At 72.0% G+C, this 22,686-nt stretch carries 20 protein-coding genes and 1 pseudogene; 9 read left to right on the top strand and 12 right to left on the bottom strand.

Annotation, left to right across the window (positions count from 1 at the left end; genetic code table 11):
• Position 1: 1 nt before the first annotated feature.
• On the bottom strand, positions 2-517 hold the full coding sequence (locus tag D3105_RS00680) for a hypothetical protein (protein ID WP_118899057.1): 516 nt from the start codon (positions 515-517) through the stop codon (positions 2-4).
• Positions 514-894, bottom strand: a complete 381-nt coding sequence (locus tag D3105_RS35110; protein ID WP_240646759.1) for a hypothetical protein — start codon at positions 892-894, stop codon at positions 514-516. Before D3105_RS35110 ends, D3105_RS00680 begins: the two co-directional genes overlap by 4 nt.
• A gap of 217 nt (positions 895-1,111) precedes the next feature.
• On the opposite strand from D3105_RS35110, the gene D3105_RS00670 reads away from it, so the two are divergent.
• Positions 1,112-1,783 carry a class I SAM-dependent methyltransferase gene (locus tag D3105_RS00670; protein WP_118899056.1) on the top strand — a complete coding sequence of 224 codons (672 nt, stop codon included), beginning with the start codon at positions 1,112-1,114 and terminating at the stop codon, positions 1,781-1,783.
• A gap of 30 nt (positions 1,784-1,813) precedes the next feature.
• On the opposite strand, the gene D3105_RS00665 is transcribed toward D3105_RS00670, so the two are convergent.
• Complete coding sequence (locus D3105_RS00665; protein WP_118899055.1) at positions 1,814-2,863, bottom strand: aldo/keto reductase; 1,050 nt, start codon at positions 2,861-2,863, stop codon at positions 1,814-1,816.
• Between the two features lie 244 nt (positions 2,864-3,107).
• Here D3105_RS00665 and D3105_RS00660 point away from each other — a divergent pair, with 244 nt between their 5' ends.
• Entirely contained in the window at positions 3,108-3,935 is an 828-nt protein-coding gene (locus D3105_RS00660) for an NPP1 family protein (RefSeq protein WP_118899112.1), read from the top strand.
• A 14-nt stretch (positions 3,936-3,949) separates the two neighbouring features.
• On the opposite strand, the gene D3105_RS00655 is transcribed toward D3105_RS00660, so the two are convergent.
• Positions 3,950-4,867, bottom strand: a complete 918-nt coding sequence (locus tag D3105_RS00655; protein ID WP_118899054.1) for a TetR/AcrR family transcriptional regulator — start codon at positions 4,865-4,867, stop codon at positions 3,950-3,952.
• 73 nt (positions 4,868-4,940) lie between these two features.
• Here D3105_RS00655 and D3105_RS00650 point away from each other — a divergent pair, with 73 nt between their 5' ends.
• The gene (locus D3105_RS00650) at positions 4,941-5,357 is read left to right on the top strand and encodes a hypothetical protein (protein ID WP_118899053.1); all 417 of its coding nucleotides are present in this window, start codon (positions 4,941-4,943) and stop codon (positions 5,355-5,357) included.
• On the opposite strand, the gene D3105_RS00645 is transcribed toward D3105_RS00650, so the two are convergent.
• Entirely contained in the window at positions 5,344-5,640 is a 297-nt protein-coding gene (locus D3105_RS00645) for a hypothetical protein (protein ID WP_240646758.1), read from the bottom strand. The two genes, D3105_RS00650 and D3105_RS00645, sit on opposite strands and share 14 nt — an antisense overlap.
• Before the next feature lie 43 nt (positions 5,641-5,683).
• A pseudogene (locus tag D3105_RS35105) lies at positions 5,684-5,812 on the bottom strand (DUF397 domain-containing protein); the annotation flags it as partial.
• Between the two features lie 200 nt (positions 5,813-6,012).
• Here D3105_RS35105 and D3105_RS00635 point away from each other — a divergent pair.
• On the top strand, positions 6,013-8,496 hold the full coding sequence (locus D3105_RS00635) for a tetratricopeptide repeat protein (protein WP_240646757.1): 2,484 nt from the start codon (positions 6,013-6,015) through the stop codon (positions 8,494-8,496).
• Between the two features lie 196 nt (positions 8,497-8,692).
• Entirely contained in the window at positions 8,693-9,808 is a 1,116-nt protein-coding gene (locus D3105_RS00630; RefSeq protein ID WP_118899051.1) for an ADP-ribosylglycohydrolase family protein, read from the top strand.
• Between the two features lie 47 nt (positions 9,809-9,855).
• Here the strand turns inward: D3105_RS00630 and D3105_RS00625 are convergent, their stop codons facing one another.
• Complete coding sequence (locus D3105_RS00625) at positions 9,856-11,439, bottom strand: sodium:solute symporter family protein (RefSeq protein ID WP_118899050.1); 1,584 nt, start codon at positions 11,437-11,439, stop codon at positions 9,856-9,858.
• A 376-nt stretch (positions 11,440-11,815) separates the two neighbouring features.
• A complete protein-coding gene (locus D3105_RS00620) occupies positions 11,816-12,598 on the bottom strand; it encodes an SDR family oxidoreductase (RefSeq protein ID WP_118899111.1) in 783 nt (260 codons plus the stop codon).
• An 85-nt stretch (positions 12,599-12,683) separates the two neighbouring features.
• On the opposite strand from D3105_RS00620, the gene D3105_RS00615 reads away from it, so the two are divergent.
• Positions 12,684-13,550 carry a hypothetical protein gene (locus tag D3105_RS00615; protein ID WP_118899049.1) on the top strand — a complete coding sequence of 289 codons (867 nt, stop codon included), beginning with the start codon at positions 12,684-12,686 and terminating at the stop codon, positions 13,548-13,550.
• Positions 13,551-13,689: 139 nt separating this feature from the next.
• Here D3105_RS00615 and D3105_RS00610 read toward each other — a convergent pair whose 3' ends face one another.
• The 3 genes from D3105_RS00610 to D3105_RS00600 form a co-directional block, all read right to left on the bottom strand.
• On the bottom strand, positions 13,690-13,896 hold the full coding sequence (locus D3105_RS00610) for a DUF397 domain-containing protein (RefSeq protein WP_006125325.1): 207 nt from the start codon (positions 13,894-13,896) through the stop codon (positions 13,690-13,692).
• 189 nt (positions 13,897-14,085) lie between these two features.
• Positions 14,086-14,943, bottom strand: a complete 858-nt coding sequence (locus D3105_RS00605; protein WP_010064569.1) for a helix-turn-helix domain-containing protein — start codon at positions 14,941-14,943, stop codon at positions 14,086-14,088.
• Positions 14,944-15,230: 287 nt separating this feature from the next.
• Complete coding sequence (locus D3105_RS00600; protein WP_006125323.1) at positions 15,231-15,950, bottom strand: GOLPH3/VPS74 family protein; 720 nt, start codon at positions 15,948-15,950, stop codon at positions 15,231-15,233.
• A 192-nt stretch (positions 15,951-16,142) separates the two neighbouring features.
• Here D3105_RS00600 and D3105_RS00595 point away from each other — a divergent pair, with 192 nt between their 5' ends.
• The 3 genes from D3105_RS00595 (at position 16,143) to D3105_RS00585 (ending at position 21,784) form a co-directional block, all read left to right on the top strand.
• On the top strand, positions 16,143-18,698 hold the full coding sequence (locus D3105_RS00595) for a serine hydrolase (RefSeq protein ID WP_118899048.1): 2,556 nt from the start codon (positions 16,143-16,145) through the stop codon (positions 18,696-18,698).
• Positions 18,699-18,889: 191 nt separating this feature from the next.
• A complete protein-coding gene (locus tag D3105_RS00590) occupies positions 18,890-20,767 on the top strand; it encodes an MFS transporter (RefSeq protein ID WP_118899047.1) in 1,878 nt (625 codons plus the stop codon).
• A 153-nt stretch (positions 20,768-20,920) separates the two neighbouring features.
• Positions 20,921-21,784, top strand: coding sequence for an adhesin (locus D3105_RS00585; protein ID WP_118899046.1), 864 nt, complete (start codon positions 20,921-20,923; stop codon positions 21,782-21,784).
• 5 nt (positions 21,785-21,789) lie between these two features.
• Here the strand turns inward: D3105_RS00585 and D3105_RS00580 are convergent, their stop codons facing one another.
• The gene (locus tag D3105_RS00580) at positions 21,790-22,587 is read right to left on the bottom strand and encodes an ATP-grasp domain-containing protein (protein WP_118899045.1); all 798 of its coding nucleotides are present in this window, start codon (positions 22,585-22,587) and stop codon (positions 21,790-21,792) included.
• Between the last annotated feature and the right edge of the window lie 99 nt (positions 22,588-22,686).

Here is a 22,686-nt window from a genome sequence, read left to right as displayed (position 1 = left end):
CTCAGCAGCCCATGGCGGCGAGCCCGGTCGGCAGGTACGCCCTGACGAACCGCTCGATGTCGTCGCTGTGGTCGCCCTCGGTGTTCGGCAGCTCCAGGTCGAGGATGTAGTTCCTTCCGCCCTTCGGGCACGGGGCCATCACCACGGACCGGGTGTGGGAGACCACGGCGTTGTCGCTGACGTCCGAGACTCTGAGCTGGTCGAAGCTCCCGAGCCTCCCGCTCTTGGCGTACGCCGACACGTCGAACTTCCGTTGGCCGGAGTGCTCGGTGAAGGCGAATTGCATGAGGTCATCGACGTAGATCTGGCAGGAGAACGAGGTGTCGGACGTCGACGGCTTTTCGCGCAGCTCCGCACCGCTGGGCAAGAGGGCTCCCAGTTCGTCCTTGCTGACGTCCCGGCCACAGGCCTTGCTCGGGACGGTGTACTCCTCCGCACCCCCGCATGCCGAGACGCCGGCGAGGAGGAGGACGGCGAGGGAAAGGCGAACGGCGGAGGCCCGAAGCTTCCCGGTCATGACGAGCCCACCGTTCCATTGGCGGTCTTGTTTCCGTTGAGGGCGGCGAGCGAGATGTCCATCTGCCGCAGGTATTCGTCTCCGGTCGCCGAGAGCTTGTGGTCGGGGTTGACGCGGCTCCACTCCTCGCCGAGGGCGGTGAGATACGCCTGCCGGCTCTTGAAGTTCTCACTCTTGTCGATGGCGAGCTTGTCGTCGATGCGCGCCTGCTCCTCCACCTGCCAGGCGTAGGCCCCGGCATCCACCCCGCGCTGCAGCGCGTCTCCCACCACCGGGATGAAGTTCACCGCGCCGCCCGCGCCGTGGTACGCCCACTTGGCCGGCCAGGACGGATCGCCCTTGTCCGTGTCCAGGGCGTGGTAGCGCGCCGACTCCAATCGAGCTGCATGGGGGCCGAGGCCCGCTGCGCCGCGTCGCTCTTGAGCTGTTCCCACTCGTCCCGTGCCATGAACCGAACCGTCCCCCGTGCTGGGCCGATGCTGGACCTCGCCCTGCACGTTAGCAACTGCGTGGAGTGTGAACCCTTCGGAGGTGGATCAGCACAACTCGGTCACACCTGTAGGCGCTCGCCTCGGGGTGGCATAGCGTCACGGGGTGATCGAATCCGCGCACCTGGACGCGACCCGGCAGTCGTACGACACCGTCGCCGCCGACTACGCCCGCTCCGTGAAGGACCCCGGCGCGCTGGATCCGGTGTCGCGCGCCGTCCTGTCGGCCTTCGCCGAGCTCGTCACGTCGTCCGGTCTCGGCCCGACGGCGGACGTGGGCTGCGGCCCCGGCAAGGTGACCGCGTACCTGACCGAACTCGGCGTCGCCGCGTTCGGGGTCGACCTGTCACCGAAGATGGTCGAACTGGCCCGCGCAGCCCACCCGGTCCTGCGCTTCGCCGTCGGCCCGATGTCCGCACTGGCGGCCGGCGACGGCGAACTCGGCGGCATCCTGGCCTTCTACTCCACCCACCACCTGCCTCCGGCGGAACTGCCGCAGGTGTACGGGGAGTTCTACCGAGCCCTGGCGCCCGGCGGGCACCTCCTCCTCGTCACCCGGGTCGGCGAGGAGGAGCACCAGCGCCGTTCGTACGGCTACGGCGACGGCGACCCCGCCCCCTTCGACAGCTACCGGCTGCCCGCGGACCGGATCGCCGGGCTGCTGGAGCGGGCGGGCTTCGCGATCACGGCGCAGACGCTGCAAGCACCGGAGGGGGGCGCGAAGCGGCCGGTGGTCAGCTTCCTGGCGAGAAAGCCGACCACCGCCGAGGCGCCGTAGACGTCCCGCTGCTCGGAACTCTGTCCGGGCTTACGCCGCCGCGCGTTCGCCCACGGGCCGCCTGCGCAGGCCGACATCGGTGAGGGAGGGCGGGGTCCACACCCCGTCCGGCGGGTAGACGTCGGTGCCCGGCGCGACGATCGCGTCGATCCGGTCGAGCGTCTCGTCGTCCAGCGTGAGCGAGGCGCCCTTCAGCAGCCCCTCCAGCTGCTCCATCGTGCGCGGGCCGATGATCACCGAGGTGACCGCGGGATGGGCCAGGGGGAAGGCGACCGCCAGCTCGGGCAGGGTGGTCCCGATGCTGTCGGCCACGGCGACGAGCTGCTCGACGACCTCCAGCTTGGCGGCGGTGAGCGGGGCCTCGGGGTCGAACCGGTGCGGGTGCAGCGCCGCCCGCCCGCTGGTCAGGTCGATGGCCCCGCCCTTGCGGTACTTTCCGGTCAGGAAGCCGGAGGCCAGCGGGGACCAGGTCAGCACGCCCATCCCGTACCGCCGGCAGGTCGGCAGGACGGCCCGCTCGATGCCCCGCGCGAGGATCGAGTACGGCGGCTGCTCGGTCCGGAACCTCCCGAGGCCGCGCCGCTCGGCGACGACGTGCGACTCCACGATCTCCTCGGCCGGGAACGTCGAGCAGCCGAAGGCGCGGATCTTCCCCGCCCGCACGAGGTCGGTCAGCGCGGAGAGGGTCTCCTCGATGTCCGTGGTGTGGTCGGGGCGGTGGACCTGGTAGAGGTCGATCCAGTCGGTGCCGAGACGGCGCAGGCTCTCCTCGACCTCCTTGACGATCCAACGCCGGGAGTTCCCACCCCGGTTGGGCCCTTGACCCATCGGAAAGTGCACCTTGGTGGCGAGGACGACGTCGTCGCGCCGCCCCTTCAGCGCCTTGCCGACGATGGTCTCGGACTCACCGGCGGAGTACATGTCCGCGGTGTCGACGAAGTTGATGCCCGCGTCGAGGGCTGCGTGGATGACGCGTACGGACTCGGCGTGATCGGGGTTGCCGACCGAGCCGAACATCATCGTGCCGAGACAGTGCGCGCTGACCTCGATGCCGGTGCCGCCGAGCGTGCGGTAGAGCATGGTCGAGCTCCCTGTGGGTGGGGGTGGCTGGGACCGGATCCGGATCCGTGCGCGCACTGTAGGACTTCGAGTGGACTCGATGGCAAGCGCGCCGCCCGCCTCGGCCCCACCGGCTCGGGCGGGTCACCGCGACGGTGGAGCCCACGCCGTTTCGCTCTGTCATGCTCCGGGCAAGTCATGCGCGACGTCCCCCCACCGTCCCGTGCCGACGAGTCAGGAGCGCAAACCCGTGCGAAAGCAGCTGATACCGGAATCCCTCCCGAGGGGCCAGGGCGGGAGCCCGGGGGCCACCGCCACTCGCAAGCGCGCCATCCGCACCGCCACCACCCTCGCCGCCGCAGGCATCCTCGTGCTGGGTACCGCATCCGCGGCCCACGCCGACCCGCCGGGCAGTCTCCCCCAGAGCGCGGGCGGTTACGAGCAGGCCTTCTCGCCCGCCTACGACTACGACGGCGACGGCTGCTACGCCACCCCCGCCATCGGCCCGGACGGCACCCTCGCCCCCGGGCTCAAGACGACCGGCGCGATCAACGGCAGTTGCCGGGACCAGTGGGACCTGGACAACTCCCAGACGTACGCCCGCTCCACGTGCAACAACGGCTGGTGCGGCATCGTCTACGCCAGCTACTTCGAGAAGGACCAGGCCGTCCATGGCAGTGGTCTCGGCGGGCACCGGCACGACTTCGAGCACGTCATCTCGTGGGTCAACCAGGCGTCGAACCAGGTGGATTACGTCTCGACCACCCAGCACAGCACGGTCAAGACCTACCCGCGCTCGCAGGTGCGGTTCGACGGTTCGCACCCCAAGGCCGTCTACCACAAGGACGGTCCTGGCACGCACTTCTTCCGTCTCGCCAACGGCAACGACGAGCCGCCGGAGAACCACTACGGCACCTGGCGCTACCCCCCGATCGTCGACTGGAACGGCTTCCCCAGCACGGAGTTGCGCGACAGGCTCATGAACGCCGACTTCGGGTCCGCGACCATCAAGGTCACCGACAAGGACGACCGCTTCCGCAACCTTCTCAACAACTCCAAGCCCGCCGGGATCCCCTTCGATCCCTGGGGCTGAAGGTCACTGAGGCGTCAGAAGAACTCCTCGATCAGGTAGTCCAGGTGCTCGACGTCTGCCGCTCGCACGGATGCGCGCGGCAGGCGGCGCAGGGCGGCGATGTCCGCGGCGTCGAAGAGACCCGTGGCCGAGAGCTCGCCCAGTGCGTTCAGTTCGCTCTCCAGGCAGTCCGCGTCCGGCTCCAGGACGGCGGCCGAGGCGAGGAGAGAGGCGAGTGTCCGGACCTCGCTCCGGTCGAAGGACCGCACCCAGTCGCAGATCGTCTCGCACGCCCGCTCCCGGGCCTTCGCCGATTCCGACGTGAGCTGCCGGGTGAGGGCGAGCAGGTGCTCGTCGCCGACGGAGCGGGAGTCGGCCGCCTCCGCCTGCCGGTACGGACGCTGGCCCCCGTCCTGCTGGAGCAGACCGCGCAGCAGCGTGCCGAGGTAGCGGCCGAACGGCGGCTCCGCCGGGGCGCTGCCCGCGGCGGCCAGCCACCGGACGACGCCGTGGCCGAAGACGGTCCAGTTCTGCTCGGCCTGCTGTGCGTCGGCGCCGCCCGCGCGGAACGCGGCGATTGCTCTGCCGCGCAGCCGCCCGAAGGACTGGGGGTGGTGGCGGTGCGGCCGGGCCACATGCGCGGCGTACCCCGGCACCGCCAGGAACTCGTCGTGCATCGCCCACGCCAGCCGCGTCAGCCAGTCGCGCCAGTTCTCGCCATCGGGCTCGTCCTCGGGCAGCACCCGCTCGACCATGACCTCGCTGACGAGATCCAGCACGCCGTCGCGATCGGGCACCCACCGGTACAGCGACGAGTGCGAGACCCCGAGCCTCGTCGCGAGCTCCCGCATGGTGAGCGTCGCGACGTCCCCTTGCAGGGCGGCCTCGGCGATCCGCTCCCGGCTCAGCCGCGCCGGCCGTCCGGGCCGCCCGTTCCCTCCGGTGCTGTTCATCGGGGTCAGCGTACGCAGGGAAGGCCCGCGCCCATTAGTGACCAGTGGTCGCTAATTCTGTTACGGTCGCCCGATGAACGGACAGCGAGCCATACACGACCCACGGGAGATCGACGCCTCGGGGCTGCCCATGGAACACGCCCAGGCGGCGATCCTCGACGCGTTGCGCGCCCTCACGGAACGCGCCGAACCGTTCGCGGCGATCCTCCTGATGCCCGCGCCACCGGAGGGGCGCACCTCGACGGCACCGGGCGACGCGCCCTCCGCCGCCGACCGCATCCGGACCCTCAAGCTGATCCGGCCCGGCCTCACGGCGCTCTGCCGCGGGCTCGCCTTCGTGGCGCCGGCGGACATTCCGGCGGAGCGCGCGGAAGCCATCCACAGCGGTGAGCACCTCTGGGGCTGCCCGACGACGGCCACGCAGGACGTGACGGCCGCCCGCGCCTGGGCAGAGGCGCGCATCAGGGCTTGCGGGCTCAGCCCGGAGTGAGCCGGAAGTATGCCGTCTCTCGGTGGCCGGGGTGCGGAGGGGTGACCTCCAGTGGGACCGGGGCGCCCTTGCGGTCAGGCTTCAGACGGACCGGGACGGTGCGCTCCTCGCCCTCGGGGAGCTGCGGCACGGGGGCGGTGGTGGCCTCGTCCGGGTTCAGCCGGTCCCCGTCCTCGCCGGAGGCGTAGTCCTGGCCGGACTCGCCGGGCTCGATGTCGAGCGTGTCGGAGAACGCCTCATCGCCGAGGCGCAGTTCTTCATCCGTGCCGTTCTCGAACGTCACGGTGAGGACGTGGGCGCGGGCCCTGCGGTGTACGGGTGTGGGGTCAGCGCTCGGCCGCGAACTCCACGAAGGCCGTCCAGGCGGGGGCGGCGATGAGTGGTGCGGGCCCGGAAGGGTCCTTGCTGTCGCGTACGGGGACGACGCCGGGGTGGCCGTCGGTGACCTCGATGCAGTACTCGAAGGCGTGCGGGAAGTGCTGCGGACCGGGCGGCCGGTGAGGTCGCCGTACGGCTCGCGCTGACGCAGGCCGTGTTGTCCCTGCGGGACGTGCTGCTCGTCGCGTAGAGCCGGGGCTGCGGCTGCCGGACACCGGTGATCGATGACCGACGGCGGCGGCTCCCGTGGGGCGGCGGCCGCTGACAGACTGGCCCCATGCCTCCGTCCAGCCCCCGCCGCCTCTCCCTCCAGCAGATAGTCGAAAGCCGCCGCCGTGCCGCCTTCGTCGGGAGGGAGGCCGAACTCGCGATGTTCCGGACCAACTTCACGCTGCCGCCCGAGGATCCCCGGCACCGGTTCGTCTTTCATGTGCGGGGCAACGCCGGGGTCGGCAAAACCTCGCTGCTACGGGAATGGCGGCAGGCGGCAGGGGAGTTCGGGGCGCTGACCGCTGCGGCCGACGAGAGCGCCGACTCCGTGCCGGACGTACTCGCCGCGTTCGCCGCGCAGTTCGCCGAGCAGGGGCGCCCCCTCAAGGCGCTCGACCGGCTGCTCACCAACCACCGGCGGGCGCTGCACGAGGCGGCGGGCCGGCTCGCGGCGGACAACGAGAGCGCGGGGCCTTCGCCGGGGGCGCTCGCCGCAGCGCAGGCCGGGCTGCTCGCCGCCGGGGCGATACCGGTCGTCGGGGCGCTGGCCGGAGGCATCGACCCGGCGGTCGTGGCGCGGGGCGCGGGCGGGCTGCGGGCGGTGTTCGGCGGGCGGGCCCGGCAGTTGGAGGAGGCCCGGCTGCTGGCTGAGCCGGTCCAGGTCCTCACCCCCGTGTTCGTCGCCGAGCTCGACCGGGTCGCGGACGCCGTGCCGTGGGTCGCCCTGTTCCTGGACACCTACGAGCGCACCGCACCCCAGCTGGACCGGTGGCTGGCCGACCTGCTGACCCCCGGCCGGTACGGCGAACTGCCCGCCAACCTCGTCCTGACCCTGGCCGGCCAGCGCCGCCTCGATCCCGCGCACTGGGGCGACCGGGGCCGGCTGGTCGCCGACGTGCCGCTGCGGCCGTTCACGGAGGAGGAGGCGCGCCAACTCCTGCACGAACGCGGGGTGGTGGCCGAGCCCGTCGTACGGGAAGTGCTGCGGCTCTCCGGCGGGCTGCCGGTCCTCGTGTCGACGCTCGCCGCCAACCCCGGCGCGGCGGGTGAGGCCAACGCGACCGCCGTCGAACGCTTCCTGGCCGGGGAGAGCGACCCGGCCCGCCGTGCGGCCGCGCTCGCCTGCGCCCTGCCCCGCCGGTTCGACGAGGACCTGGTCGCCGTCGCCGTACCGCAGGACGGGCCGCACACCCTGCCCGGGCTCTACGACTGGCTGCACGAACTGCCCTTCGTCGCCGAGCCGTACAGCGGGCGCTCCCGCTATCACGCCGTCGTCCGGGCCCCCATGCTCCGCCTCCAGCGCACCGGTTCCCCCCAGCGGTGGAAGGCGGCGCACGACCGGCTGGCCGAAGCCTTCGCCGCCCGTCGGGACGCGGCGGCCGAGGGCATCGACCCGGAACGGCTCTGGGCCGAGCAGCCCTGGCGCCGGGCGGCCCTGGACGTGCTCTACCACCGGTTGTGCGCCCGCCCCCGCACCGCGCTGCCCGAGGCGCTGCGCGCCGGGATCGAGATCCTCGCCCAGCGGCCGTCCCGCGCCCGGCACTGGGCCCGGACCCTGGTGGACGCGGGCGAGGACGCCGACAACGCCGTACTGCGGGAGTGGGGCCGGGACCTCCTCGCCGCCATATCCGACCACGGGCCCCGTCCCACCGCTGCCCTCGGGCTCCTGCTGACCCGGGCCGAGCTGACCGACCGGGACCGGGCGGCCGCCCTCGTGGCGCGGGCCTGGGACCGGTTCCGGGCCGGGGAGCTGGAGGCCGCGCTCTCCGACCACGGGCGGGCCATCGCCGTGGACCCGCGCAGCGAACGCGCCCATCAGGGCCGGGCGGTGATCCTCCGCTCGCTCGGCCGCTACGAGGAGGCCCTCGCCGACCTGGACCGGGCCGAGGAGATCGCCCCCGCCTGGGCCTGGGCGGTGCGGGAGCGGGGCGAGACATACCGGCGGATGGGCCGCCTGGAGGAGGCCCTGACCGTCCTGGACCGGGCGCACGCCCTGGACCCGTCCGACGCCGTGCCGCTGGGCAGCCGGGGCCTGGTCCGCCATGTGCTGGGCCGCCCCGAGGAGGCGCTCGACGACTTCGACCGGGCGATCGCCCTGTGGCCGGAGTACGCCTGGGCGCTGGTGCGGCGCTCCCGGGTCCGCACGGTTCTGGGCGACCCGGTGGGCGCCCTCGCCGACCTGGACCGGGCGGAGGAGCTGAACCCCGGGCGGGCCGGGACGGAGGGGGAGCGGGGCGAGGTGTACCGGGCGACGGGCCGGTACGAGGAGGCCGTCGCCTGCTACGACCGGGCCCTCGCCCTGGACCCCGACTACGCCTGGGCCCACGGCAGCAGGGCCGCCGCCCTGGAGTCCCTCGGCCGCATCCCGGAGGCCCGCGCGGACCTTGACCGGGCCCTGGAGCTGGACCCGGGGTACGCGTGGGCCCGGGAGCGGCGGGCGCGGCTGGGGCCGGGGGGCGGTCCCTCGACGAGTGGTCCTCCGGCGGGCGCTCCCCCGACCGACGGCCCCTCGGCGAGTACCCCTTCGCCCGGCGTTCCTTCGGCGGACTGATCGGGGCCGCTGTGCCGGCGCCCCGCCCACCGGCCCAAAACCGACCTCAAGGACGTCCGTCGACATACCCGTACGTACCCCGGTCGCCCCCTCTACCGCCCGTTCCCGTTCGATTACAGTGCTTGCGCGGTCGCCCGCAGCGGCCCGCGCGCAGGTGGGCACGTGATGCCGGGAGCGGTGACGGGAAGGGGGCGGGGTGAGCACAGGGACCACGGCGGTCTGGGGCCGGGCCGAGCAGCAGGACTTCCGCAGCCGGGTCCGCGGGGCCCTGCTCGGCGGGGCCGTCGGGGACGCGCTCGGGGCCGGGGTCAGCGGGCTCGTGCTGGAGGAGATCCGCGCCGCCCACGGGGTCGAGGGGGTCGCCGACTACGTTCCCGCGCACGGCAGACGCGGCGCCGTCACCGCCCTCACCCAGCTCACCCTGTTCACCGTCGACGGTCTGATCCGCGCCCAGGTCCGCCGCGACACCGGCGCCTGGCACCCGCCCACCGATGTGCACCGGGCCCATCTGCGCTGGGCCGCCACCCAGCACGACTGGGGGCCCGACGAGCGGCGCGAGGACAACGGCTGGCTGGCCGCCGAGGAGTGGCTCTACACCCGCCGCGATCCCGCCCGGGAATGCCTGGCCGGCTTCGGTGACACCGTCATGGGCACCCTTGACCGGCCGAAGAACCCCACCGCCCGGGACGCCGGCGCGCTCACCCGGTCCGCGCCCTTCGGGCTGCTCGTGGGCTGGGAGCCGGGGCTCGTGCTCCAGCTGGCCGTCGAGTGCGCGGCCCAGTCCCACGGCCACCCCTCCGCCCAGCTGTCCGCCGGCGCCTTCGCCCTACTGGTGCACGGTCTCGCGCGCGGCGAGAGCCTGGACGGGGCGGTGCAGAACACGCTGGCCCTCCTTGCCGAACGCCCCGGCCACGAGCCGGTGACCGAGGCCCTGCGCCAGGCCCTCGGCTCGGTGCGGCAGGGCATCCCGGGCCCCGCCCTGATCGAGGCGCTGGGCGCGAGCGACGCCGCCGAGGAGGTCCTCGCGGTCGCCGTGTACTGCGCGCTGGTCAGCGAGGACGTCCGGCACGGGCTGCGGCTCGCGGTGAACCACAGCGGGCCCTCCCGCGCCACCGGGTCGGTCTGCGGGGCGCTGCTGGGCGCCCTGCACGGGGAGACCGCGCTGCCGCCGGCCTGGCTCGCGGAGCTGGAGGGGCGGGCCACCCTCCTCGAACTGGCCGACGACTTCGCGATGGAGATGACCCAGGGACCCGCCCTGCACAGCCCGGCCGCCGTCGCCCCCGGCTGGCTGGCCCGCTACCCGCGCGGCTGAGGAGCCCGAGCCGCTGAAGCCCGCCTGACCACGCGGACGTTCGCCCGCTACCCGCGCGGCTGAGGAGCGGAGGTCGGGCCGCCGTCCTGGGCGGGGATGCTCGCGGCCGTCCCCGTACCGTCGCCGTGCCCCCCGTCCCCGTCGCCCTCGTTGATCCGCGCCAGGACCGCGTCGCGCTCCGGGGTGTCCTCCGGCTTCACGAAGCCGATCAGGATGTACAGCACGAGTGAGACCGCCAGCGGTACGGACACCTGGTACTGGAGCGGCACCCCGCCCTCGACCGCCCAGTTGACCGGATAGTTGACCAGCCAGAACGCGATCAGCCCCGCCGCCCAGCTGACCAGCGCCGCCGTCGGGCCGGACTTCCGGAACGGGCGCAGCAGGCCCAGCATGAACGGGATCGCGATCGGGCCCATCAGCCCGGCGACCCACTTGATCACGACGGTGATGATGTCCTTGAACGCGGGCGAGTTGACCTGGGTCGCGATGGCCATGGAGAGAGCAAGGAAGGCTACCGTGGTCCAGCGGGCCGCGATCAGCCCGGCCCGCTCGCTCCAGCCGCGTGCCGCCTTCGAGAGGGTCGGGGCGATGTCCCGGGTGAAGACGGCGGCGATGGCGTTGGCGTCCGATGAGCACATGGCCATCGTGTGGGAGAAGAAGCCGACGATGACCAGGCCCAACAGGCCGTGCGGCAGCAGTTGTTCGGTCATCAGGGCATAGCTGTCGGAGGCGTCCGGCTTCTGCGCGTCGACCAGCAGCGGCGCGCACCACATCGGGAAGAACAGCACGAGCGGCCAGACGAACCACAGCACCGCCGAGAGTCGCGCCGAACGGGTCGCGGAGGCAGCCGAGCCGGTCGCCATGTACCGCTGGGCCTGGTTCCACATGCCGCCGTTGTACTCGAAGGTCTTGATGAACAGGAACGCCAGCAGGAACGTCACCGTGTACGGTCCGGCGGTCGGCTCCGCGTGCCCGTCGGGGAGCTTGTCCCAGACCGTCCACAGGGTGGAGAAGCCGTCGAGCTCGCTCATCACCGCGAAGAGCATCGCCAGTCCGGCGAACAACTGGATGATGAACTGGCCCAGTTCGGTGAGCGCGTCCGCCCACAGACCGCCGACGGTGCAGTAGATGCCGGTGACGACCCCGGTGATCAGGATGCCCTGGGAGATCGAGAGACCGGTGAACACGGACAACAGGGTGGCGATGGCCGCCCACTTGGCGCCGACGTCCACGATCTTCAGCAGCAGCCCCGACCAGGCGAGCGCCTGCTGCGTCTGCAGGTTGTAGCGGTTCTTGAGGTACTCCAGCGGTGAGGCGACATGGAGCCGCGAGCGCAGCCGGTTCAGCCGGGGCGCGAAGAGCTTCGCGCCGATGAAGATGCCGATGGCGATCGGCAGCGACCAGGTCACGAAGGACGTGACCCCGTACTGGTACGCGATGCCGGCGTACCCGGTGAACATCACCGCGCTGTAGCCGGACATGTGGTGCGAGATGCCCGACAGCCACCACGGCATCCTGCCGCCGGCCGTGAAGAAGTCACTGACGTTGTCCACGCGTTTGTGCGACCAGAGTCCGATCGCGACCATCACGCCGAAGTAGCCGATGAGCACAGCCCAGTCGAGACTGTTCATGTCCCCCTCCAGGGGTCCGCCTTGTGAACGGGAACGCACTTCGTCGGTACGGCCGTTCAGCGGTGTCCCCGTGCGGGAGCGGGGGCTTCGGGGATTGAACCCCTTCCTGGGGGGCTCGGTCAAGGCTCCCGATGGTCATGGATGTGAACACAGGTCAACAAGGCGAACGATTTTACGTGTTCTTGACCTTGTGGGGCGTTGTCGCCGACGTGACCGCGGCCACACGATGGGCGGGCACTTCGTCAGGCTGTGCAGAGAAGTCCGGAGAAGTCGGGGAGCGCGCGACGACGCGCGAAGGCCGCACGGGATGCGGGTCCCGTGCGGCCGAGAAGTCGAGAGGGAGGGTGTCGCGTGTACGTGTACGGGCGCGGGTCCGTCAGCGCATCAGTTCGCCCGCGTTGACCAGCAGCGACTGGCCGGTGATCGCCCGGGCCCGGTCGGAGGCCAGGAAGGCGACGGTCTCCGCCACGTCCCCGTCCGTGGCCGGCTCGGGCAGCGCCATCCGCTCGGTGAGCCGGGCCAGAACCTCGGACTCCGGTACGCCCTCGGAGTCCGCGGTGAGCCGGACGTACGCCTGCACCGGCGGCCCCCACATCCAGCCCGGCAGCACCGTGTTGACCCGGATCCGGTCCGGGCCCAGCTCCCGCGCCAGCGAGTACATCGCCGAGGTGAGCGCCCCCTTGGACGCCGCGTACGCCGCCTGCCGCACCTGGGACGGCGCGGCCACCGCGGACTGTGTGCCGATCACCACCACCGAGCCGCCCCGCTCCTTGAGCGCGGACAGGCAGGCCCGGGTCATCCGCAGCGTCCCCAGGAGATTCACGTCGATGACCGACTGCCAGGTGGCGAAGTCCGCGTCCTGGAGTCCGCCGAAGTAGCTGTCCCGGGCGGCGACGTGGACCACCGCGTCGATCCTCCCGAACCGCTCCACCGCCAGTGCGGCCAGCGCCTCGCACTGCGCCTCGTCCGTGATGTCGGTGGGCAGGAAGGCCGTGCGGCCGCCGTCCGGATCGATCCCGGCCGCCGACTTGACCAGATTCGCCTCCGTGCGCGCGCCGAGCACCGCGTACCCGCCGTCCCGGACGACGGTCTCCGCGACCCGGTGCCCGAGCCCCGGCCCGACGCCCGAGACGATGACTGTCTTCCCCGTGAGCAACATCGGCGCCTCCCCGCTCTGGCAGTGCATCTGACGATCCGTCAGGGTAGAGGGGGCCGGGATCCGATGGAAGGGGAAGGGAGACCTGATGAGCCAAGACGCCGGAACGGGTGGCGAAGACGTCGGAGCGGGAAGCGAGCGGTATGCGGAGCTGGCGGGGGAGGGGCCGTACGGGGTCCGCCCCGGGCACGCGCTGATCACCATGGTCGAACCGCATCCGGGCCATGAGTACGCGTACAACCGCTGGTACGAGGACGACCACTACTACGCGGGCGCCACAGCCATGCCGTGGATCTTCGCCGGGCGCCGCTGGGTGGCCACGAAGGACCTCCAGGAGCTGCGCTATCCGGAGAAGTCGGCGGTCGCCCAGCCCGTGGGCGTGGGGTGCTATCTGTCGACGTACTGGGTGACCGAGGGGCGCTACGACGACCACATGAAGTGGACCGTCGCGATCAACAAGCGGCTGAACCGGGACGGCCGCGTCTACCAGGACCGGACCCACGTCTTCACGGCGTTCCAGGACCACGAGGCCACCGTCTACCGCGACGGGGCCGCCGGCCCCCGGGACTTCCACGCCCTCGACCACCCGTACGCGGGCCTCGTCCTCCAGGTCGTCGACGCCGAAGGCCCCGAGCAGCGAGCGGAGTTGCTGGAATGGCTGCGTTCGCGCCATCTCCCGAAGCGGCTGAAGGGGTCGCCCGCGGCCATGGTCACGGTGTTCCGGCCGACGCCTCTGCCCGGCGACCGGATGACGTACGTGAAGCAGGTCGAGGGGGTCGACACCCGGCTGACGCTGCTGTGGTTCCTCCAGGAGGACCCGCGGAGCTGCTGGGCGGAGCGCTTCACCGGCCTCGACGCGGCGGTCGCGGAGGCCGGCCTCGGGCGGGTCGAGCTGGTCGCCCCGTTCGTGCCGACCGTGCCGGGGACGAACCGTCACGTCGACCGGCTGCGGTGACACCGGATCGTCCGGATCGTGCCGAGCCCCCTCGGCCAGGACGGCGAACCGGTCGAGAGGGCTCCATCAGGTGGTGCTGTGTGGTGCTGGGTGGCGCTGTGCGTGCTACGAAAGGCGATACGTGAACGCTTCCGGCCGATCAGGCGTTGATCGAGCCCGTGGCGACATCGCGCACGAACGCGTTCCACGCACCGGGGACGAAGGTGAGCGAGGGGCCCTCGGGGGCCTTCGAGTCACGCACGGCGATGGACAGCGCGACCGGGGACTTGACCTCGACGCACGCGCCGTTGCCCCCGGAGTACGACGACTTCGTCCACTGGTCCGTAGCACCCTGAAGAATTGCCATGTTCACTCCGGTTCAGAGAGTTGGGGGAGTCGCACCAACCTGATTCCGATTGGCGTGATCGACGCTACTCGCCAAGCCCCGTCCATGAGATGGCCGTTCACTCGACCGGATGGTCTTTCCCTGGTAGGTCTTCTGCTGTGCGTGCGCGGCGGTGTACCATCCCGCCGCCGCTCGCTCCACTGTCCGGATTCAGCTGGTGTACGACTTGGCGATCTTGCTGATGAACTCCCGCGTCTGCTCCACGTTCAGCGCCTGCGCCCGCAGGTGCTCGTACATCACGCTGTAGCGCTGCACGTCGTTCGCCTTCTCCAGATAGAGGTCGCTCGTGACGCCCTCGATGTAGACGACGCTGGAGTCCGCGGCGTCCGGGAACTCCAGGATCGCGTACTGGCCGTTGATGCCCGGGTGTGCGCCCATGTCGAACGGCAGGACCTGCACGGTGACATGCGGCAGGTGCGACTGCTCGACGAGGTGTTCCAGCTGGTCGATCATCACCTGCTTGTCGCCGACCACCCGGCGCAGCGCCGACTCGTCGATCACGGCCCACAGCCGCAGCGGATTCTCCGGCGCGTTGACCCGGTCCTGCCGCCGCGACCGTACGTTGACGCGCTTCTCGATGTCCGACGGCGGGGCCTCGGGCAGCGCACCGCTGATCAGCGCCTCGGCGTACGCCCGGGTCTGGAGCAGCCCCGGAACCATCTGGGGTTCGTACACGCGCAGCGACTCCGCGTCGGTCTCCAGGCCGATGTAGACGCTGTACGGGATGTCGCCGAAGGCGTGCCACCAGCCCTGCTGGCGCGAGTCCTTGGCCATCTGCATCAGGGAGTCGACGATGCGGTGGTCCTCGACCTCGTACACCCCGCAGAGGTCACGCACATCGCGCTGGCTGATGGAGCGGCGGCCGTTCTCCAGGCGGCTGATCTTCGACTGCGAGACCAGCAGGCGCTCCGCCACTTCCTCGGCCGTCATGCCTTTGAGTTCGCGCAGGCGGCGCAATTCCTGGCCCAACCTGCGTCGCCTGACAGTGGGATTGACGTTGGACGGCACGGGAACGGCACCTCCGGCTATGTAGCTGTGCGTATCTACTGCTCAGCAGATTGCCACCCCTGGCCCCGGCCGCGCTGGGAAATGGCCACACGCGGAGCACGGGGGCGCACGCATCGGGGCGCGGGGCGGCGCGCAAGCGCACGGGGCAGCCGGTGATGGTGACTACCGGCTGCCCCGTGCGTGGTGCGGCTCCCGGACCGGGTCTGTGAAACCGACGACGGTACGGCGGTGTGCTGGTCTCGCGGTGCGTTTCTCTCGCGGCGCGCTGGTGCGCCAGGTCCGTGCGGTCAGCTCGCGGCGGTGTGCGCCATGCTCCCGCGACGGGCCTGTGCTTGCGGCTGCAACGGAACGCCCGCTGCCTGCTGCGAACGGCGTGGCTGGACCGCCACTCCGTTCTGGACGTCCATCACGGCGTGCGCCACGAGTCCGCCCATCGGGTCGTGCCTGATCAGGTCCCGGAGCCGGGAGCGCGACGAGCGCCCCTCGTTCCCGGGGTACAGGTGCTTGCCGAGTCCGACCGCGTGGGCCAGTGCGGCGAGCGCCGCGGTCCGCGGGTCCGGCGGTACGCCGGTGCGGATCGCACTGTCCAGCCGGTTCCTGATGTCCCGGCTGATCGCCGTCTCCGTCGCCTGGTAGCGCGTCGTCGGCAGCACCCCGCACATCTGGCCCGCCACGGCATGAACCATGCCGCACCGCTCCAGATGAGCGAGATAGATCTGACGAAGCCCCAGCCGGGGCCCGCCGATCCAGTGGACCGCCCGGACCGGGCTGCCACGACGGCGCAGCAGCTCCAGTGCGGAGTCCAGAGTCGGATCTCCTGTCGGCCGTGGCATCACCACGGCGATACGATCCCCGTCAGGGGCTATCCGTCCTGCCAGAGCCAGCTCCACTAGCTGTGCCCCGGCCAGGCCGAGGTCGAGCGACTGCGGCTGCGCTGTGGTACCCGTGGTCGGGTCCAGAGCGAGCAACAGAAGCTCCTCCGGGATTGTTCTGCGGCTCCTGCCCATCCATGCCTCCCCGCGTGGATGTCTGACAGGGTGACCCCTCTCACATTCATCTGTCGAGAGCGCCTGGTCGCTTTGTACGGGAACCAGTAGGTATGTCGTTCTCGTCTAGCAGCTCGGCCAGGGGTTCACACAGGACACTGGTAGATGGTTCGGACAGCGCGGGGTGGCCCCGCAGCGCATGAGGAGGCATCGGTGGCGGGCGAGTCCCCCGACAAAACGGAGCAGCGGAAGTCGTCGGGGACGGCTGCGGAGGAACGCGACCCGCGCTTCGCCGTGTTCCGTGACCCCGGCGCGGACACGGATGCGGACGCGGACGCCGCTACGGATGCCCGTACGGGTACGGGTGCGGACTCGGGAGCCATGTCCGACACGGCGACCGCGGTGTTCCGTCCCCGGCTGCCGGAGGACGCTGCCCGGCGTGAGCCCGAGAGCGATGTCGAGCCCGAGGCCGCGCCTGAGGCCGAGACCCAGGCCGCGCCTGAGCCCGAGACCGCACCCGAGCCCGAGAGCGCTCCTGTGACGGCCTCTGCGGCCTCTGGAGACACCGACGCGCCGTCGAAGGGCGCGGGAGCCGCTGAGGGCCACACAGGCGCGGACACGGACGTGGAGACGCCCGAGGCCGAGGAGGCGGACGGGGAGACGCCCGCCGAGGCGTCGGCCGAGACTCCTGCGGTCGAGCCGACGGCCGGGAAGCCGGAGACCGTCGACGAAGAGGGCGGGGACGGCCGGCTGCGTGCTGCCGTGGCCGCCTGGGTCGATGCCGCGGCCGAGGACAAGCCGAAGGCGGAGAAGGCGGAGGACGCCGAGCCTGAGCCCGAGCCCGCCACGAAGGCGAAGGTGGAGCCGGACCCCGAGCCCGAGCCGGACGAGGCGCCGGACGCGGAGGCGAAGTCCGAGCCGAAGGCCGACGAGGAGCCGAAGCCTGAGCCGAAGGCCGAGCGGGACGCCGAGCCGGACAAGGCCCCCGACGCCGACTCCGATGCCAAGCCCGAGTCCGCAACGGATGCCGACGCCGAGCCGGACAAGGCCCCCGACGCCGAGACCGAACCCGAGTCCGCCCCCGACGACCCCTCCGACCTGCGAGGAATCGATCAGCCCACCGCCATCTTCAAGGCGGTCAAGCCGGCCGACCGGGTCGACCAGGCGACGACCGCGCTGAAGCTCCCGCCCCGCGAGGACAAGGCCGAGGACAAGCCCAAGAGCAAGCCGGAAGGCGAGCGCAAGGGCGGCGCCGAGACCAAGCCCGAGGCCGACGCCGAGCGCACCAGCACCTTCGTGCCGCTGCGCTCCGACGACGTACGGGCCGCCCCCGCGCCCCGGGAGCCGGAGCCCGCGACCGGGTCGGCGGCCGGGCCCGAGGCGCCCGCGCGCACCCCGGAAGCCGGCTCTCCGGCCTCCCCGGCGGCCGCCGCGCCGTCCTGGGCGGCGGCCGAGCGGACCCGGCAGCAGCCGCTGCCGCCGAAGCCGCCGCTCGATCTGCTCGCCGAGCTGACGAACACCCCGCCGCCCCCGGAGACCCCGGTCCGGACCGCCGTGCGACGGGTCAAGATCTGGACGCCGCTGGTGCTCCTCCTGCTGATCGTCTTTGCGATCGTGCAGGTGATGCGCCCGCTCCCGGAGCCCTCGCTGGAGCTCACGGCGAAGCCGACGTACACCTTCGACGGCGGCGGGACGGATCTGTCCTGGCCGGGCCAGGGGCAGTCGGCCGTGATGGTGGACGGCGTCGGGTCGCTCGGTTCCGAGGGCGCACAGAAGCCGGCCCCGATCGCCAGCGTCGCGAAGGTCATGACCGCCTACGTGATCCTCCAGGGGCACCCCCTCAAGGGTGACGAGGAGGGCGAGAAGATCACCGTCGACCAGAAGGCGGAGGACGAGTCCAAGCGGCCCGACGAGTCGACGGCCCCGCTGACCGAGGGACAGGAGCTCACCCAGCGCCAGCTGCTCCAGCTGCTGATGATCCCCTCGGGGAACAACGCGGCGCGGCTGCTCGCCCGCTGGGACGCCGGTTCCGAGGACAAGTTCATCGAGAAGATGAACGACGCGGCCGAGGACCTCGGCATGACCGGTTCGACGTACACGGATCCGAGCGGGCTGGAGAAGACCACCGTCTCCACCGCCACCGACCAGCTGAAGCTGGCGCAGGCGGTCATGCGCAACGACGTCTTCCGGAAGATCGTGGACATGCCCGAGGTCGAGATCGAGGGCATAGACGGCAAGATCTACAACAACAACAATCTCCTGCTGCAGCCGGGCGTGAGCGGCATCAAGACCGGGTCCTCCACCCCGGCGGGCGGCAATCTGCTCTGGTCCGCGAACACCAAGGTCGACGGCAAGGTGCTGTGGATCTACGGAGCGGTGATGGGCCAGCAGGCGGGGACCGGCCGGGTCTACGACAGCCTGGAGCTGTCGCTCCAGAACAGCCTGAAGCTGATCAAGGACGCGCAGGAGGCGGCCACCTCCGCGACGGTGGTGAAGAAGGGCGACGTCGTCGGGTACGTGGACAACGGATTCGGCGGACAGGCCCCCGTGGTCGCCACCAAGAACCTCAAGGCGGTCGGCTGGTCCGGCCTGAAGGTCGAGCTCAAAGTCACGGACAACGGCCAGGGCATCGACCAGGCCGCGAAGGCCGGGACGGAGGTCGGCTCGGTGGCCGTGGGCACCGGCACCGGCAAGGTCACGGCGCCGGTGGTGCTGCAGAGCGATCTGCCCGAGGCGGCCTTCGGCGACAAGATGACCAGGATCGGCTGACAGCCGGGCCACCGGAGCGGTGGGAGCGGGCCCCGCCCTCCACCGCTCCAGTGGCCGTATATGACGGAGAAGCGTGCCCGAGGTACGTGTTAGCGTCCCCGGACAACTCAAGGATGCCGGGACGCGTCCTTGAGGACGTATCAAGAGGTACGCACAGGCACGGGGGCCGGCGGAGGACGGGGAGAGCCGTAGTGACCACCGCGGAGCCGAAGCCCGGCCGCGAGGCGGACGGGACCACCGGTGCCGGGGGCGACGCCCTGCACGTGCGCGTGCCGTCGCCCCGCGTTCCGGAGCCGCCCGCCGCAGCCTCGTCCGAGCCCGAGTGCCCCGCCGGGGCCGCCGAGACTCCGCGAGCCCGGGCCCGCCGACTGCTGCGCCACCCCGTCACCGTCGCGACGGCGGCCGCGGCCGTGCTCCACCTCCTCTGGTTCTTCTTCTTCGCCAACACCGGCGGTGACATCGCCGCACAGGACGCCTGGGCCGAGTTCGTGGGCCGGCACCCCGGCACCGCGTACAACCTCGCCTGGTACGGGGGCATGCACCCCGTCTCGTACAGCGTGGTCTCGCCCTACCTGATGTCGCTGCTCGGCGTCCGGACGACGATGATGATCGTCGGTACGGTCTCCTCCGGGCTGACCGCGCTGATCCTGGTGCGGGTCCCGGCCGTCCGCAATCCGTTGGCCTGCTCGCTCGCCGGGGTCTTCGCGTTCCTGTGCAACGCGCTGTCGGGCCGGGTGACGTTCGGGCTCGGCATGATGTTCGCCGTCGGCGCGGTGGCCGCGGTGTTCTGCTGGCCCTACCGGTGGCGGTACAAGCGGTGGGCCAAGGCCGCCGTCGCCGCCCCGCTCGCCGCCCTCGCGACCGCGTCCAGCCCGGTCGCCGGGCTCTTCCTGGGCGTCGTCGCGGCGGCGCTGTTCCTGCACAAACGGCGCCCCGGCGCGTACGCCATCGGCCTCGCCCCGGTCGCCGTGGTGGGGCTCTCCGCCTGGCTGTTCCCGTTCTCGGGTACGCAGCCGATGTCGCTCGGGACGCTGTCGCTGCCGTTCATCTTCTCGGTGCTGGTCTTCGTCCTCGTACCGCGCGACTGGAGCACGGTCCGCACCGCCGCCGCCGTCTACGGGCTCGGCACGCTCCTCACGTACGTCATCGACTCGCAGATCGGGTCGAACATCACGCGCATGGCGATGCTGTTCGCCGGGGTGGCGCTGCTCGCCGCCCTGCCGTACACCGCGCCGCGCAGCCGCCGCTGGTACGCCCTGGTCCTGGCCTTCGTGGGCCTCAACTTCTGGATCGGCTTCAAGGGCGTCGACGACATCGTCCGGACCGCGCCCGAAGCGTCCTGGAACCGCGAACTGGCCCCACTGATCAACCAGCTCCAGCAGGTGGAGGCGGAGCGCGGCCGGGTCGAGGTGGTGCCCGCGAGCAGTCACCGGGAATCATCGGCGCTCGCCCCGTACGTCAACCTGGCACGCGGCTGGAACCGCCAGGCGGACATGAAGCGCAACCCGCTCTTCTACGACGACACGCTCGACCCGGTGAACTACCGGGAGTGGCTGGACCGCTGGGCCGTGCACTACGTGGTGCTGCCCAAGGACCGGCCGGACAACGGGGCGGTCCAGGAGGCCGAGCTGGTCGAGCAGGGGCAGCCGTACCTGCGCCAGATCTGGGGCGACGCGAACTGGAAGCTCTTCCAGGTGCTGGACCCGGTGCCGCTCGCCGACCCGCCGGCGACGGTGGAGCGGGCGGGCGCGGACGAGCTGACGATCACGGTGAAGTCGGCGGGCCGGGTGCTGATCCGGATCCCGTACACCCGCTGGCTCGCGCTCGTCGACGAGGACGGCAAGAGCGTGGAACGCCCCGTGGAGACCGAGGAGTCGAAGGAGCGGTCGCAGCTGGACGACACCGCGCCGAAGACGTATCTCAACACCCACGGCTGCCTCAACAGGGTCGAGGAGGGCCCGTACGGTGACGAGTGGACCGAGCTGCTCGCGCCGCGACCGGGAACGTACCGGCTGGCGGCCCCGTACCAGCTCCAGCCGGGCACACCCTGCCCGGAGGAACTGAGCTGACGGGCCCTCGCCCCACCCGTTCCTGGCCGTCCCGTGTACGGGCCATCGGGTGCGGGATCTCCCTCTGCGGGCGCCGCACTGGCAAGGTGTTCTGCCATGAAGCCCACGAGGTGCCAATACTGCGGCGGCGGACGCCGGGGACCGCTGCCCGGAATGGTCTGCCCCGGCTGCGGGGCTGGGGCATCCCGCACGGCGGGCGTGGACGGTTCCTGGGTCGCGCGCGAGACGCTGGCGGGCCGCCTCTCCACACTGCCCCGCCGGCGCAAGGCCCTGCTCGCGGCCGGCGTCGTGGTGGCGGCCGGAGGCCTGGTCACCGTCGCCTCGCTGCTGCTCTCGGGCGGCGGGAGCGTGGGCGCAGGCAGCAGCCGTACGGACGCGGCGGGCCGGGCCGGCGCGGTCCCCGACCGGATCGGCGGCGCGGCCCCCACGAGGATCGTGCCCGGCCCGGGGACGGATACGGAGGCCCCGGAGACCCCGCCCCCCTCGTCGGAGCCCCCGGCGGAGGGCAGCCGCTTCACGGAGTGGGCGGGCCCCGGCTGTGCGACGGGTACGTACGAGGAGCGCGGCCGTTTCGAGAGCGGGGACGCCGGCTGGTACACGGTCGAGAACGGCGGCTTCGACGGCGACGGGTGCGACGGCCGGTTCAGCGCCGTCCCGATGTCGGGCAGCCCCACCGAGGACCGGGGCTCCACGGCCATCTGGTCCTGGCACCTGGGCCGGGGTTTCAGCGAGTGCGCGCTGACCGTCTTCGTCCCCGACAGCGGCCGCCCGCGCGACGCGGCGGGGGAGCCGACCGTCTACCGGGTGCTCTCCGACCCGGGGGACGCGGACTCCGCGTACACGGGTTTCGCGGTGCTCCAGACGGAACACCGGGGGACCGCGGTGCCGGTGCGCAGCTACCCGGTCAAGGGGGACGTCTTCGCGGTCCAGCTCATCGACCGGGGCCGGGACTGGGGCGATGCGCGACGGGTCGGCGCGCATCACGCGGCGGCGCAGATGAGGGCGTCCTGCAGCTGAGCCGGTCACCGTATGAAGGCACGGTCGTGCGGCGACAGGTCCGTGGCGGGTCCTGCGGCGCGGAGGACGGTGTCGAGGGCGCGGCCCGGGTCGACGTCGTAACACCCGCTGGCCCAGGCTGCGTTGGCCTCGATCACGGCCCACCGGCCCTCGTCGTCCCGGCCGATGTCGACGACGACCGCCGAGGGCAGGCCGTCCCCGGCGGCCGCGAGGACCTCGCGCCCGAAGGCGAGCGCGGCGAGGCCCGGCGGCCCCAGTCGGAGGCGGCCGGCCTCGGCGTACTGCCCGGCCGTGTGGACGGCCCCGTCGAGGAGGAACAGCCGGTACTCGACGGCGAAGGTCATCACGTCGCTCACCAGCACCACGGTGGCCGGATCCACGGCGTCCGGCCCGGGCAGCCGGGACCCGTCCGCGTACACGAGAGCCGGAATGCCCTTGTCGTTGGGTGACTTGACGAAGGCGGGGCGGCGCAGCCGGTACGCCTCGCCGATGGGCATCGCCCGGATCTCCCGCTGGGTGAGCGCCCGGGGGAGCCGGGCGAGCCAGTCGGCGGGAGCCTCCAGGAGGGCGATCCCGAGCGCGGGGGCCACGACATCGGCGAAGGAGGGCCCCGCATGCAGATGCACGGGGTGCGCCTTGTCCCGGGGGCTCGCCGCCGGCTCCGGTCTCCCCAGCCCTCCCGATACGGCGGAGGCCGTCGCCTCCACGACCCGCAGCCCGCGCCGCAGCGCGGTGGTGCGTAACGTCCGTGCGGATGCGGTGAGTTGGGGCGGGAGCAGCAGGGTGCGCAATGGATACGTCATGGCCGCCGATCCTCTCGTACGGACACGTGGAACCGCACCGATTTTCGGACGGGGCGTGGCGTCCCACGGAGAGGCGGCGAGCAGGCGCCGGGGCAGAGC

The sequence above is a fragment of the Streptomyces globisporus genome (assembly GCF_003501885.1).
In the GTDB taxonomy this organism is placed as follows: Bacteria; Actinomycetota; Actinomycetes; order Streptomycetales; family Streptomycetaceae; genus Streptomyces; species Streptomyces globisporus_D.
This window is presented reverse-complemented; position numbering and strand designations above follow the sequence as displayed.